This window comes from Helicobacteraceae bacterium, from assembly GCA_031258155.1.
GTDB lineage: Bacteria > Campylobacterota > Campylobacteria > Campylobacterales > SZUA-545 > JAIRNH01.
This window is the reverse complement of the sequence record JAIRNH010000021.1, coordinates 1-12,850: the sequence shown is the minus strand read 5'-3', so window position 1 is coordinate 12,850 and position 12,850 is coordinate 1. Positions and strand designations below refer to the sequence as shown.

At 51.6% G+C, this 12,850-nt stretch carries 11 protein-coding genes and 1 pseudogene; 10 read left to right on the top strand and 2 right to left on the bottom strand.

Annotated features, from left to right (window positions below; all coding sequences use genetic code 11):
- Positions 1 to 57: 57 nt before the first annotated feature.
- Positions 58 to 1,071, bottom strand: a complete 1,014-nt coding sequence (locus LBF86_03240; GenBank protein MDR0664516.1) for an NrtA/SsuA/CpmA family ABC transporter substrate-binding protein — start codon at positions 1,069 to 1,071, stop codon at positions 58 to 60.
- 72 nt (positions 1,072 to 1,143) lie between these two features.
- Positions 1,144 to 2,073, bottom strand: a complete 930-nt coding sequence (locus LBF86_03235) for a ribose-phosphate pyrophosphokinase (protein MDR0664515.1) — start codon at positions 2,071 to 2,073, stop codon at positions 1,144 to 1,146.
- Between the two features lie 113 nt (positions 2,074 to 2,186).
- Here LBF86_03235 and LBF86_03230 point away from each other — a divergent pair, with 113 nt between their 5' ends.
- The 10 genes and pseudogenes from LBF86_03230 to LBF86_03185 form a co-directional block, all read left to right on the top strand.
- The gene (locus LBF86_03230) at positions 2,187 to 2,567 is read left to right on the top strand and encodes a PAS domain-containing protein (GenBank protein ID MDR0664514.1); all 381 of its coding nucleotides are present in this window, start codon (positions 2,187 to 2,189) and stop codon (positions 2,565 to 2,567) included.
- Between the two features lie 758 nt (positions 2,568 to 3,325).
- A pseudogene (locus LBF86_03225) lies at positions 3,326 to 3,631 on the top strand (methyl-accepting chemotaxis protein).
- A gap of 203 nt (positions 3,632 to 3,834) precedes the next feature.
- Positions 3,835 to 4,473 (top strand): uroporphyrinogen-III synthase, encoded by a 639-nt coding sequence (locus LBF86_03220; GenBank protein MDR0664513.1) that lies wholly within the window; start codon positions 3,835 to 3,837, stop codon positions 4,471 to 4,473.
- A gap of 47 nt (positions 4,474 to 4,520) precedes the next feature.
- Positions 4,521 to 4,844 (top strand): hypothetical protein, encoded by a 324-nt coding sequence (locus LBF86_03215; GenBank protein ID MDR0664512.1) that lies wholly within the window; start codon positions 4,521 to 4,523, stop codon positions 4,842 to 4,844.
- A gap of 351 nt (positions 4,845 to 5,195) precedes the next feature.
- The gene (gene purD / locus LBF86_03210) at positions 5,196 to 6,458 is read left to right on the top strand and encodes a phosphoribosylamine--glycine ligase (protein MDR0664511.1); all 1,263 of its coding nucleotides are present in this window, start codon (positions 5,196 to 5,198) and stop codon (positions 6,456 to 6,458) included.
- The gene (locus LBF86_03205; GenBank protein ID MDR0664510.1) at positions 6,458 to 6,904 is read left to right on the top strand and encodes an RDD family protein; all 447 of its coding nucleotides are present in this window, start codon (positions 6,458 to 6,460) and stop codon (positions 6,902 to 6,904) included. Before purD ends, LBF86_03205 begins: the two co-directional genes overlap by 1 nt.
- On the top strand, positions 6,897 to 8,981 hold the full coding sequence (gene lptD, locus LBF86_03200) for an LPS assembly protein LptD (protein MDR0664509.1): 2,085 nt from the start codon (positions 6,897 to 6,899) through the stop codon (positions 8,979 to 8,981). Before LBF86_03205 ends, lptD begins: the two co-directional genes overlap by 8 nt.
- Positions 8,981 to 10,342, top strand: a complete 1,362-nt coding sequence (locus LBF86_03195) for an MlaD family protein (protein MDR0664508.1) — start codon at positions 8,981 to 8,983, stop codon at positions 10,340 to 10,342. The genes lptD and LBF86_03195 overlap by 1 nt, the downstream gene beginning before the upstream one ends.
- Positions 10,339 to 11,019 carry a phosphoribosyltransferase gene (locus LBF86_03190; protein MDR0664507.1) on the top strand — a complete coding sequence of 227 codons (681 nt, stop codon included), beginning with the start codon at positions 10,339 to 10,341 and terminating at the stop codon, positions 11,017 to 11,019. Before LBF86_03195 ends, LBF86_03190 begins: the two co-directional genes overlap by 4 nt.
- A partial coding sequence (locus tag LBF86_03185; GenBank protein MDR0664506.1) for a polyribonucleotide nucleotidyltransferase occupies positions 11,016 to 12,850 on the top strand: 1,835 nt, incomplete at its 3' end. The genes LBF86_03190 and LBF86_03185, both read left to right, overlap by 4 nt.

The following is a 12,850-nucleotide window of genomic DNA, read 5'->3' as shown; positions in this document are numbered from 1 at the left end:
CCGCGACGAAAAAAAAGGATGGCGATCTATTAAAGGCGGCTTCAAACCTCCTTAGCGCTATCCCAAATTAACGCGATCTGGAGCGACTTTTTTGAGCGGCGCTTCGTAGATCGCGTCGCGCAAAATCTTACGCAAATCGCCTTTTGGCTCCGGCGAAAGTTTAGATTCGATCGCCCACTGCGCCTCTATTACCAGATCGTCTAACAATCGCGAGTCCAGACCGACGCGAAAATCAAGGTTTTCGGAAGATTTCAAAATTTCGTCGGAAGAGATACGAACGCGACTTGCGATCAGATCCGCCCATTTTGGATCGTTCTCGATCCGTTCTTGCGCTTCTAAAAACGCTTTAGAGGCGCGCTCAAGCAGTTCGCCGCGCTTCTCTACAGTCCGATCGTTGGTCAGCAACAGGTGATGAGAGACGAAAAACTTTTCAAATCCGTCTTGCGTTAATAAAAACGCCTTGCCGCCGCTCTTATCGATCGCCGCTCTAGCCGCCGTAAGAGACCAAGAAAAAGCGTCGACGTCGCCGCGAATCAGAGTATTGACCAGATCGCTTGGCGCTATATTCACAAGCGTTACGTCGCCGTCTTTTAGTCCCGCGTATTTAAGGTAGCGCGCAACCAAATACTGCCCGCTTGTTCCGCTTGGCGTTCCGATCTTTTTACCTTTTAGCGATCGAGGATCGTTAGCGCTTACGCCGCGCCCCTCGATCGAGGCGATAACCATATCTCGCGTGTGGCGAGTGAAGTCAAGCGCGGCGTGAAGCGAAATGCCGCGCAACAACGAAAATACCAGCGGGGTGTCCGTAGTGGTGGAAAAAGTAGCGGAATCGGATAGCATCGCTTGCATCGCGTCGCGCCCGTTAGTGAAATCGCGCTCCGTAATATCCACCCCGTTTTTCAGCCAATAGCCGCCCGCGTTTGCCACCAGCGCCACCGCCCACGTGTAGTTTGTGGCGCCTATGGCAAGCGTCGCGGGTATATTCTTAGCCGCCAATAGCTCGCTTGGCGTTAGGTAGGCAAGCGCGGCGTTCGCGCCCGCAATTTGCAAAAACTTTCGTCTCGTAATCATTATGCGCCTCTCTTTCGAGAGGCAATAATAGCGCTAATTATATTAAGTTGAGCGACTTAGTCAAGATATACTCTATTCAAATAGTCCGTTGACGCTTTCGTTATTAACGATTCGGCGCATAACCTCAGAAAACAGAGGCGCGACGCTTAAAACGGTGATCTTGTCGCTGGGGCGCTTAAGCGGGATCGTATTGGTTACGATAAGCTCGTCGATTTCGCCCGCTTCTAACTTCTCGTAGGCTAGTCCCGACAACACCGCGTGCGAACAACACGCCATAACGCTTTTCGCGCCGCGATCCTTGAGCGCCAGCGCCGCTCCGAGCAGCGTGCCGCCGGTATCTACGATGTCGTCGATCATAATCACGTCTTTATTGCGCACGTCGCCTATAATGTTCATCACCTCGCTTTGATTGGCTCTTTCGCGCCGCTTATCGACGATAACGATGTCGAGATCGAGCCGTTTGGCGAAACTTCGCGCGCGCGCCACGCCGCCTACGTCCGGCGAAGCGATAACGGCGTTTGAAAAGTTACGCGAACAAATATGCTCCGCGAAGATCACCGAGCCGTAAAGGTTATCTACGGGAACGTCGAAAAAGCCCTGAATCTGTCCCGCGTGCAGATCGAGCGTTACGAGGCGATCTATGCCCGCCGTTTCCAACAGATTCGCCACCAATTTAGCCGTAATCGGCACTCTCGGCGCGGCTTTGCGATCCTGCCTCGCGTAACCAAAATAGGGGGTTACGGCGATAATGCTGTTGGCGCTCGATCGCTTGAGCGCGTCGATCATAAGCAGTATCTCCATCAAATTGTCGTTTGCGGGCGGACAGGTCGGTTGAATAATAAAAACGTCTTGACCGCGCACGCTTTCGCTAATTTGAATGCCGATTTCGCCGTCGCTGAAACGGCTTCTTGTTACTTGTCCTAGCGGGTGATCCATATTTGCGCATATCTCCGCCGCCAGCTGAGGGTGCGCCGAACCGGAAAAAACTTTAAAGTTGGTCATTACGAAGCGACTTTTTATTGAGTTAAACGCGACATTATACTAATTTTAATTTAGCGCTTTAGGGCTAGAATGTCTTATCTCAAACTCTGAAGCGCGAAAGGGAGGGTGCGACAATGGCGGAAATTGTTTTGCGCGACGATCACTTTTTGGTTTCACAGACTAACGAAAAGGGAGTAATAACCTTTGCGAACGACGATTTTCTGAAAGTTTGCAGATATTCGCTCAAGGAGCTAATCGGCAGGCAACACAATATCGTCAGGCATCCCGACATGCCAAAAGCGGCGTTCAAACAACTGTGGGACACGATCCAAAGCGGCGACATCTGGACGGGCTTTGTAAAAAACCGCGCGAAAAACGGCGATTTTTACTGGGTTTACGCGACGATCATGCAAACCACGAGCTGCGACGGCGAAAAAGCCTATATTTCGGCGAGGCGCAAGCCAAACCGCGCCGAAATCGCCGAAGCGGAAGCGCTTTATAAGACGCTACAATGAGCAGAACGATTAAAATCGCGATTCTCTCTTTTATCGCGTTCGCGGCAGTTATGGCGGCTATTTACGAGGGGGCGACGATCGCTATAGCAAGCGTCGCCTTGCTATTTGCGGCGGCGATCGTGTTTGTCGCTAAGAGCGCCGGTCGCAAAGGCGGCTCTCAGGGCGCTTTGGAGGCGCTCGACGACTTCAAAGACCTGATCAGGCTAAAACGCAATCGCATGCCGATTCTCTCTCCAAACGACGGCGAGTTGAAAAAGGCGATCTACGGCGTAGCGGACAATTTCGTAAGCCACACGCAGGAGTATATGCTCACAATCGCGCAGGCGATCTTGATTGTGGAGCAGGTGCAAAAGGGATTGCTTTCCTGCCGCTTGGACGCGAAACAGGCGGATCCGCTCTTATCCACGCTCGCGAAAAGCCTTAACAAAATGCTTGATATATTTCAATCATACCTCGTCGATCGCGCGTTACTAACCTTTGAGGCGTTTGGGCGCGGCGAGTTTGACAAGCGGGTGGAAACGGACGGCGTAGAGCATGACGTTCTTAAATTGTTTGAAGGAATCAATGCCTTAGGCGGCAAACTTGGGGAGATGGAAGCGGCGAAAGAGGCGGACGCGCAAACGATTATGGAGCGCTCGCAGGCGCTTGAAAAGGCGATCGTAGCTTTGCGCGAGGAGAGCCTTGCCAGAGCCGAAACGATCATAGGCGTTCTTGTCGCCAAGATCAACGAGACAAGCCAGAAAGAGAACGAACTCGCGGATAAGCTAATCCAGCTAAGCCGCGACGCGGAGCAGGTAAAAGGGGTGTTAAGCGTTATAGGCGATATAGCCGATCAGACCAATCTTTTGGCGTTAAACGCGGCGATCGAAGCGGCGCGGGCGGGCGAACACGGGCGCGGCTTCGCCGTCGTAGCGGACGAGGTGAGAAAGTTAGCCGAACGCACGCAAAAGAGCCTCGCCGAAACAAGCGCGTCGATTAGCGCCGTCGTGCAAACGATCGGCGACAGCTCCGACTCTATGAGTTCCAACGCCGCCGAGATGGATTCTCTAGTAGAAAGCGTTAAAGAGGTTCAAAACGTAATGCGTCAGGTCGTAACGACGCTTGATAACTTGCGCTAACGCGCCGTTTAGCCGCATTGATGCGTTTGGTAAGGCGCGACCGATCGCTAATTCGCGCGAAAAGAAGCGCGGGGTATAATGAAACGGCGTTAATTAAAACGTTAGCGAGTAAGTTTTATGAAAGATAATCAAGCGGCAAGCGGGCGAAAATGACGGCGCGCCCTGTGGTAACGCTTTCGCTAGAGGGCGTAAAAGGCGCGATTCATCTGCCTGCGATCGAAACGGTTTTTTTAGACGCGGCGATCGACGCGAGCGATTTTGACGCGGTTATTTTCACCTCGAAGCAAGCCGTAAAAGCGCTTGTTCGGCTAAACGGCGAGTGCAAAAGCCTAAAGGTTTTCTCGATCGGCGCGGCGACTTCGCGGCTTGCGACGAAGCTGGGCTACGCGGTTTGCTTAGAGTCGCCGAAGCCTAGCGCCAATCGTCTAGCCGAAGCGATCGCGGAGCGTTATCGCGATCTTCGCTTCTGCTACCCGCGCGCGCGCGAGGTTATCGGCGAATTAGAGCGGATATTAAAGCGCGAGGGCGTAGTCTGCCAAAGTTTCGTCGTATATGAAACCCGTTCTAAAGCGATCGACGCGAACCTCATACCAAACGACGCGGCGATCGTGTTTAGTTCCCCAAGCGCCGTTAAGAGCTTCTTCTCTCAAACAAAATGGCGAAGCGATTGGCGCGCCGTAGCGCTAGGGCAAAGCGCGGCAAAAACGCTAAAACCTTTCGCGCCCTATCAGATCAGCCCCAAAACGGATATAGACGCGGCTGTAGCCTTCGCCGCGTCGCTTAAGTAAGCGCGGTCAAATTATAATAGCGCAAACCAAATCGCGCGGAGGCTTAAATGGCGTTAGAATACGAGCAATATAGAGCGGTGTATGACGGCGGCGTAGATTACATAAACGCAAATAAGCATATTTTAGTCGTTAAAGCCCAAACGCTCAAGCGTCAAATCCGTCGTTTTGGCGAACAGGATCAAACGAGATATTCCAAAGAGGAGATGGAATTTGACGAAGAGATGGTATTTTCCATTGAAAGGTTTTTTGAAAACGCCGACGACTACAAATTTGACGAATTATTAGATTACGATTATTATACGAAACTACTAGAATTGATATATTCCAAATACGAAGATTTGTCAAAGAGCGAACATACTATCGCGTTATAGCGCTAAGGCGAAACGTAAAGGCAAACGCGCCGATCTTTAGTTTGTCCTCGCTAAACGCCGCGTCGCGCAAGGAGGCGTAAATACGGCTAAGATATATCAAAAATACGAGCGGGCGAGAGAGTTATAAAAGGGTAAGCTATAATAACGCCGCTGGACGGAGCGCTACCCGCTACCTATTTGGGTCGAACATAGTTGCGCGTTATAAAGAACTCTGTTTTGGCTTGGTGTGCGGCATAACCCTTGCGGACTTGCCCCTAAAGAGTCAAACGGCTTCTTCTCTTTTTGACTCGCGACCAAAAGATGATGGCGCGAACGCCCGTTCGGTTTTTTTAATCTTATATGGATACGCCAATGAATGCGTTGATTATTGGAGGCGGCGGGCGCGAATACGCGATCGGGCGCGCGTTAAGAGCCGATAAAAATTGCGAAAAACTATACTTTGCCCCCGGAAACGGCGCGACCGATAAACTGGGCGTTAATGTGGCGATCGCCGACTTTGAGGAGTTAGCCGAGTTTGCGATCAAAAACGACGTTAAACTGACCGTCGTAGGCAGCGAAGAGCCTTTGGTAAAGGGCGTAACGGACGTTTTTCGCGCTAAAAACCTAGTTATTTTTGGACCCTCAAAAGCGGCGGCGCGGCTAGAAGGCTCCAAAGCCTTTATGAAAAACTTTCTAGCCAAAAATAAGATTCCCACCGCGAGATATATTGAAACAAGCGACATAAACGAAGCGAAACAATTTATAGAAACGCTAAGAGCGCCGATCGTCGTTAAAGCCGACGGGCTGTGCGCGGGCAAAGGCGTGATTATCGCCCAAAGCGCCAAAGAGGCGCTCGAAACCGCGCAAGATATGTTAAGCGGCGTTAGCTTTGCCGAAGCGGGCAGGCGCGTCGTGATCGAGGAGTTTTTGAACGGCTTCGAGCTTTCGGTTTTCGCCGTTAGCGACGGGACGGATTTCGTCGTTTTGCCCGCTTGTCAGGATCACAAGCGACTTTTAACGGGCGATCTGGGTCCCAATACGGGCGGAATGGGCGCGTATGCCCCGACGCCTTTGGCGAACGCGGAGCTAATCGAGAAGGTCAAAGCGAGAATTATCAAGCCGACAATCGATGCGGCGAAAGCCGACGGCATGCCCTTTACGGGCGTTTTATTCTGCGGGATTATGGTCGTTGGCGGCGAACCTTATACGCTGGAGTTTAACGTTCGCTTTGGCGATCCAGAGTGCGAGGCGCTGATGGCGCTGCTCGATTCGAGCGCAATCGAGCTTTTTTATAACGCGGCGATCGGCAGGCTAAGCGAAGTTAAACCGCGCTTTAGCGATAAAAAGGCGGTCGGCGTGGTGGTCGCTTCGCGAAACTACCCGTATAAATCTAGCGATCTAGCGCCCATTACCATAGCCGAGGGCGCGGAAAACGAAAACGCGCATATTCTTTTCGCCGCCGTAACCAAAGGCGCGAACGGCGAGATTATCGCGAACGGCGGTCGCATTCTGATCGCCATGGGGCTTGGCGGCGATATTAAATCGGCGCGCGAAAACGCCTATAACCTGATCGATAAAATCAGTTTCGACGGCATGCAATATAGAACCGATATAGCTTATCAGGCTTTGCGATAATGGACAAGATAGAGCGGGATTTAGCGCGCGAGGAGCTTACGATCGCCTCTTATCCGAAGCGGATCAAGGCGTATTTGCTGGACGAAGCGCTGATCGGAGCGATTGTTTTCGTCGCGTTGTGGGAGCCTCTTAGCGCCGCTAGTTCCGCGATCGAACAGATAGAGATTATTAACTCCTACTTCGTATGGATCGCGCTGCTGCACATAGTTTATCAAACGGCTTTCGTGGGGTTATACGGCGCTACGTTCGGCAAGATGTGGCAGAAAATAGTCGTTATAGAGATTGGCGCTCTTAGCAAGCCGCCGTTTCACATCGCTTTGCTTAGAGCTTTGATGCGGGTCGCGAGCGATCTGTGTATGGCGCTCGGCTTTGCGTGGGCGTTTGTCGATCCTCTGCGTCAAACATGGCACGATAAGCTTTCGCGTGTAATCGTGATCGATGCCTAGGGCGTTTTGGCTCTTTTTAAGCGTCTGCGGCGCCCTCTTCGCCGAAAACCGTTTCGAGTTGATAGCCGCGAGCGTAGAGAGCGAAAACAACGTTACCGTCGCCGAAGGCGACGTGTCGCTACGCGGCGAGGACGGCGCTTATATGCGCGCCGATCGCTTGATCTACTGCCAAGATACGGGCGAAGCCGAACTATTTGGCAACGTCTATTTTTCGAGAATCGGCGGCGATCTTATGCTGGCGGATTACCTTAAACTGCAAAACGCAAATGGTCGCGACGGAATGGTCGATCACTTTTTTACCGTTTCCAACAAAAGTCCGCTCTGGCTCGCGGGCAACGAGGCGATCGTAGATGGCAACATATCGACTATCAAACAAGGCAGCGTTTCGGGTTGCGCGCCCGCGAGCCCCGACTGGTCGTTTCGCTTTAGCGAGGCTAGGCACGATCAGGAAAAGCAGTGGGTGGAAATTCGCAACGCCGTTTTTTACGCGGGGCGCGTCCCCGTTTTTTATATGCCGTTTTTTGGCTACTACACTGACGATAAGCGTCGCAGCGGTTTTTTGTTTCCCCGTTTTGGCAGCTCCAAAGACGACGGAACGCGTTTTGAGCTGCCCTTTTATTTAGCGCCGAGCGATTGGTGGGATTTGGAGTTTTGGGATCAAGCGCGCTATAAAAGAGGCGACGGGCTTGGATTGTATTTTCGATGGGTAGATTCGCCCTATTCAAAAGGCGCGATCAACCTTGGCAGGTTCAAAAATAAACAGGAGTATTTAGGGCGCTACGTCAATGAAAGAGAGGTTAAACAAGGCGGCGATCTTATTTACGAGCGATCGCGGATTTTTACCTCGCCGTCGTCTAATACGCAAGAGGGCTTAATAATAGACTATCAAGATTACAACGATATAGAGTATATCGATCTACACTCGTTAGACGGCGGCAAATTGGATCGCGATATCGGCGCGCTGATAACCAATAAAGCCGACTATTTTCTTAAAGGCGACGACGCTTATCTAGGCGTATATTCGCGCTATTTCAAAAACTACAAAAACCCGCTAAAAAACGACGCTTTAGCGCAGATTTTGCCGGAGGCGCACGGGCATCTATTCGCCCGATCGCTATTTTTTGATAATCTGCTTATTAGCGCGGATGCGAGAGCGCGCAATTTTACGCGAAAAGAGGGAAACAAAGCGCAGGATTACGAGATCGACGTCCCTATTAGCTATCATCTGCCGCTTTTTGACGATTATCTGCTTTTTGACGCAAAACTAGAAACGTCGCGCTATCAAATTCGCTACTTAGATCAGATCGCGACAAAGCTAGAAAGCGGGATCGAAAACCGCCAAACGCTTACGCTCGGTCTATCTACGCTGTTAGCCAAGCCGTATAACGACGTTTTTCATACGATAGGATTTAGCGCGTCCCTGTCCGATCCGTTTTATCATAGCGTTACGGGCGATTTTGATCGCGATTTTACCGACGCTGGAGCGAAACAAAGCGGATACAAAACCGCTTCGCTCAACCTTACGCAGTTTTTATACGACAAAAGAGGAAGGGCTTTTTTAACCCACCGCGCCAATCAGATAGCGTCGATCGAGGATAACGCGAGCTGGTTTGATCTGGAAAACGAATTGACGCTAAAACTTTTCGATCAAAGCCTAACGAATAAACTTCGCTATTCGCACGATCTTAGCGCGGTCGTCTCTAGCGTTACCGATTTTAGCGGCTCTATTAGCGACTTTGAATACGCGCTAACGCATTTATACGAAAATCCTACGGGCAAACAGGTCGCTAAACGCTATATGCAAGCCTCGATCGGCTATCGGTTAAGCGCTAACGACGCGATTTCGGGGCGATACGAGCGCGATCTGCTTGAAAACCAAACTCGCGGCTGGAGAGTAGCGCTAAACCACAAAAGCGGCTGCTGGCAAAGCGAGCTGAGCTTCGAGCGGGCTACTACCCCGTATAACGTCGGCTCGCGAAGCAGTTCGTCTAAAATTAACGATATAATCTATTTGCGATTAATTCTAATTCCTTTTGGCGAGGTTAGCCAACAGCTTTATGCGAACGAGAAAAGTTAATGCGCGCGGAATCTAAAGTCGGGTTATTCGCGCTAATTGGAATCGCCGCGTTGATACTGCTATCCACAAGGGTTTCGAGCGTGGCTAACTTCGGAAAGGACGGCTACCGCCTATTCGCCGAAGTTCCAAGCGCGATCGGATTGGAGATAAACAGCGTCGTGAGGGTTCACGGCGTGGAGGCGGGATATTTGGAGAAGATGGAGATAGATCGCAACAAGGTGGTATTGACGCTATTTATTTTCGACGGGCATAAAATACCCGCCGATTCCGTTATGGTTATAGCGCAAGAGTCGTTGCTTGGCGGCAACGCGATCAATATCCTTTACGGCGATTCGGATCGGCTACTACAAGAGGGCGATCGCATTGAAAAACATAAACGCTACGCTTCGATTGAAGAGGCGGTCGAGGAAGTTAAGCATTTTATGGAAGGGCTAAACGAGGCGTTTGACGCGGAGACTAGAGCCAACCTCAAAGAGGCGATCGCCTCTCTCAAAGATATGGGCGAAAAACTCGGCGTGGCGGGCGAGGAGTTTAGAATAGCGGGCAAGACGATCAACGAAAGCCTGCCGAAAATTATGGCGCAGATCGACGATCTAAGCGCGGAGTTTCGCAAAACGGGAAAAGACATCAACGCCAAACTACCCGAAATTTTAGAGAAGTTTTCCGATCTTGAAGACAACCTGATCGCGCTTGTCGGCGAGCGCGAGGATAACGCCTCGTCGCTTGGCGTAACGATCTCTAGCGTGAAAAATTTCTTCGATAAAGGAACCGACACGCTCGAAAGCCTAGACGGCATGTTCGGCAAGGTCGATAAAGCCGAATTACAGATCGATCTAGGTTACGTCAGAATGCTTGACGATCGCTTCGGCGAATCCGAACTCGCGGTCGCCTACCTGCCAAATCCGACAAATTACTATATGCTGGGCGTAAGTTCCGCGCCGCTGATCAAACGCCTAGACGGATCGGGCAAAGCGATTTTGCCCAAGCTCCACAGCGACGAGGAGGAGTTTCTGGTAAACGCGCAGCTTGGCAAGCGCTACAAAAATTGGCTACTGCGCGGCGGGCTGATACGCGATACGGGCGGGGTGGGGATTGATTATTTCAGCGACGACGATCGGCTTAAACTCTCGTTGGAGGCGTATGACTTCAACGCTATCAACGATATTCGCGGCTCTAACGCGCATCTAAGATTTACCGCCCGTTATCTGCCGTGGAAGTTTATAGCCGTATATGGCGGCTACGATAATTTTCTCAACTCCGACGCGGACAACTTTTTCGCGGGAGCGGGCGTGCATTTTATAGACGACGATCTGAAATATCTGCTGCTTAGCGGTTCAAGCGCGGCGAGTTTAGCGCAATGATCCTCTTTGAAAACCGCGCCGACGCCGCTCAAAAACTGCTCGCCGTTATGCCGATCCAGCAGATGAAAAAGGAGAAGTGGGAGGTTTTAGCTATGAGCGATCAAGGCTCGCAGATCGCTTTCGATATAGCTAAAGCGATCGGCGGCTCGCTAGAGTATATTTTTACCGAGCCGATCTGCTCTCCAATCAATAAAGACTGTTGGATTTCCGTAGTAAGCGAAACGGAAGAGATTGTGATCAATCACTTTCTAGCGAACGCCTTTGATATTAGCGTAGATTACATATACGGCGAAGCCAAACGCAAACACGACGAGAAAATTTTAAGCTATCTCTACAAATACCGCAAAGGCGCGCCGCTAAGAAATATGGCTGGCAAAAACGTTATGTTAGCGGACGAAGGGGCGGATACGGGGCTTACGTTGATGGTCTCGCTTAAAACGGTGTTCGCTATGAACCCCGCCAAAGTCGCCGTCGCCCTGCCCGTAATTCCCGAAAATCTAGCCGTCGAGCTTTACAGCTTGATCGACGACCTTTATCTGCCTCATCGCATGCCGCACTACGTCGAGGCTAAGAGCTACTATCAAACGCTTGAAAACGTTGACGCGGCGGCGCTAATCAACGCTTTTAGCCGCGAAAAAAGCGAGATCAAAGTTGAAAAACCAAAAGGAGATTTATGAACGAGAAGGTCGTTAGCGTCGCGCCTATAAAGGCGCAAGAGAGATACGAGTTTGGCAAATACGCCAATCAAGCCGACGGAGCGGTCTGGTTTAGAGAGGGCTCTAACGTCTTGTTAGCCGCCGTTACCTACGAGGAAGCCGAAGAGAGCGACGACGATTTTCTGCCGCTGACCGTGCAATATATTGAGAAAACCTACGCGGCGGGCAAGTTTCCGGGCGGTTTTGTAAAACGGGAAAACAAGCCTAGCGATTTTGAAACCTTGACCGCGAGAATTATCGATCGCACGCTTCGCCCGCTTTTTCCAAAAGGGCTTACAACGCCCGTTTTAATCGTGGTTACCGTCTTAAGTTGCGACGCGGACGCGGATTTGCAACGGTTAGCGGTTTTAGCGGCGGGCGCGGCGCTGTTTGTCGGCTCTTTGCCGGCTAAAAAGACGGTTTGCGCGGTTCGCATCGGACTGATAGACGATCGTTTCGTCGTAAATCCGACGCTTTCGGATATGGAAAAAAGCGTTCTCGATCTATTTGTCTGCGGTAGCGCCGAAGAGTTGCTAATGATCGAGATGCGCGCCGTATGGTCTAGCTCGTTGAGAGTTTGCGAAGCGGAATTGCCCGAAGATAAGCTCTTGGAAGCGATCGCTTTGGCGCAAGAAAACGTCGCCAAAGCGGCGAAAATATACGAAGACGCGTTCGCGTTCGCGGCTAAAGAGACCAAATCTTTTGCGCTAAAGAGCGATCAAATCGACGAATTAGTCGCCGCGCATGTCGCCGAACATTACGACGGCGCGATCAAAGAGGCGCTGTTTCGTATGTCCAAAAGCGAACGCGGCGGCGCGCTGAAAGAGATAGTTAAACGCGCCGCGCAGACGCTTGAAACCGACGATACAAAAAGCGTCGAGCTTGCGATCGAGGCGCGAAAACGCTTTCTCTCCCGCAAAAGCGTTTTGGAGGACGATCGCCGCGCCGACGGGCGCGCTTTGGACGAGATTCGCCCGATACTAATCGAGACCAACCTGCTGCCAAAAGCGCACGGTAGCGCGCTATTTACAAGAGGGCAAACTCAGGCGCTAGCGGTCGTAACGCTTGGCGGCGATAGCGATCGGCAAGGTTTGGAGCGACTAACCAACAAAGCGCAATCGTTTGAGAAGTTTATGCTCCACTACAATTTCCCCGGTTTCAGCGTGGGCGAGGCGAAGCGAATCGGCGCGCCCGGGCGGCGCGAGCTTGGACACGGCAACCTCGCTAAACGCGCGATCGAGTGTCAGATCGATCCCGCTTACGAGAACGCGATCCGCGTCGTCAGCGAGATATTAGAAAGCAACGGAAGCTCGTCGATGGCTACCGTATGCGGAGCTACAATGGCGCTTAAAGCCGCCGCCGTTCCGCTTCAAAAACTCGTCGCCGGCGTTGCGATGGGGCTTATGACCGAGGGCGATCGTTACAAGATTTTGACCGATATTACGGGGCTTGAGGATCACGACGGCGACATGGATTTCAAGGTCGCGGGGACAAAAGACGGCGTAAGCGCCTTGCAAATGGATATTAAACTCGGCGGTCTGCCGTTAAACTTGCTCGCCGAAGCCTTGGAACGCGCCCGCGTCGCGCGGTTAAGCATTCTTGAAAAGATGCAAAGCGCGTGCGACGAGATTGTTATCAACTCGTCGGCTCTACCGGGTTTTGAAAACTTTAGCGTCGATCCAAAAGCTATTCCGGCGATTATCGGCAAAGGCGGAGCGGTGATTACCGAGCTATGCGAAAGGTTTGGCGTTAAGATCGATCTCGACAAGGATAACGGCGGCGTAAAAATACGAGGCGCCAACGCCGCAAGCGC

Bases quoted from the DNA above. Each gene is read 5' to 3' on its own strand.
- LBF86_03240 (MDR0664516.1), bottom strand. From the start codon at position 1,071: ATGATTACGAGACGAAAGTTTTTGCAAATTGCGGGCGCGAACGCCGCG.
- LBF86_03235 (MDR0664515.1), bottom strand. From the start codon at position 2,073: ATGACCAACTTTAAAGTTTTTTCCGGTTCGGCGCACCCTCAGCTGGCG.
- LBF86_03230 (MDR0664514.1), top strand. From the start codon at position 2,187: ATGGCGGAAATTGTTTTGCGCGACGATCACTTTTTGGTTTCACAGACT.
- LBF86_03220 (MDR0664513.1), top strand. From the start codon at position 3,835: ATGACGGCGCGCCCTGTGGTAACGCTTTCGCTAGAGGGCGTAAAAGGC.
- LBF86_03215 (MDR0664512.1), top strand. From the start codon at position 4,521: ATGGCGTTAGAATACGAGCAATATAGAGCGGTGTATGACGGCGGCGTA.
- purD (MDR0664511.1), top strand. From the start codon at position 5,196: ATGAATGCGTTGATTATTGGAGGCGGCGGGCGCGAATACGCGATCGGG.
- LBF86_03205 (MDR0664510.1), top strand. From the start codon at position 6,458: ATGGACAAGATAGAGCGGGATTTAGCGCGCGAGGAGCTTACGATCGCC.
- lptD (MDR0664509.1), top strand. From the start codon at position 6,897: ATGCCTAGGGCGTTTTGGCTCTTTTTAAGCGTCTGCGGCGCCCTCTTC.
- LBF86_03195 (MDR0664508.1), top strand. From the start codon at position 8,981: ATGCGCGCGGAATCTAAAGTCGGGTTATTCGCGCTAATTGGAATCGCC.
- LBF86_03190 (MDR0664507.1), top strand. From the start codon at position 10,339: ATGATCCTCTTTGAAAACCGCGCCGACGCCGCTCAAAAACTGCTCGCC.